This is a genomic window from Microtetraspora sp. AC03309 (assembly GCF_020826795.1).
GTDB lineage: Bacteria > Actinomycetota > Actinomycetes > Streptosporangiales > Streptosporangiaceae > Microtetraspora > Microtetraspora glauca.
Window position 1 is genome coordinate 1 of record NZ_JADDIL010000470.1, and the last position, 485, is coordinate 485.

Consider the following 485-nt stretch of genomic DNA (forward strand, 5'->3'; position numbering starts at 1 on the left):
GCATAGCCTGCCGCCGACGGATGGAACATGTCTTCGGAGAACAGCAGCTCAGGGGCCTTGTAGAACTCCGGAGCCAGCAGGTCCGAGAACGGCACCGGCACGCCGCCGGCGGCGCGTACGGCAGCTGCCTGGGCACGGGCCAGCCGCAGGCCGCGGGCGCGGGTGAATGCGCGCAACGGTTGCGGGATGGCGGTGACCACCCCGAAGTCCGGGCACGTGCCGACCACGACGACAGCCCCGGCGGCGTGCAGCCGGCGCACCGCGTCGCCGAGCCGGCGTGCTGACGGCCCGATGCCGTTGGGCTTGGTGATGTCATTGGCGCCGATCATGATCACGGCGGCATCCGGCGGCGGCCCTGCCACGAACATGGCGTCGATCTGGCCCGACAGACCCTTGGAGGTGGCGCCGACAATCGCCTTGGTGCTCAGGCGGATTCGCTTGTCGAACTGCTCGGCCACCCCTCGTGCGATGAGTACACCGGGCAC

General features: G+C 70.3%; 1 protein-coding gene. It reads right to left on the reverse strand.

Annotation, left to right across the window (positions count from 1 at the left end):
- Positions 1 to 458 (reverse strand): SGNH/GDSL hydrolase family protein (locus IMZ11_RS43895; protein ID WP_308066922.1); only part of this gene is annotated, 458 nt, incomplete at its 3' end.
- Positions 459 to 485: the final 27 nt, after the last annotated feature.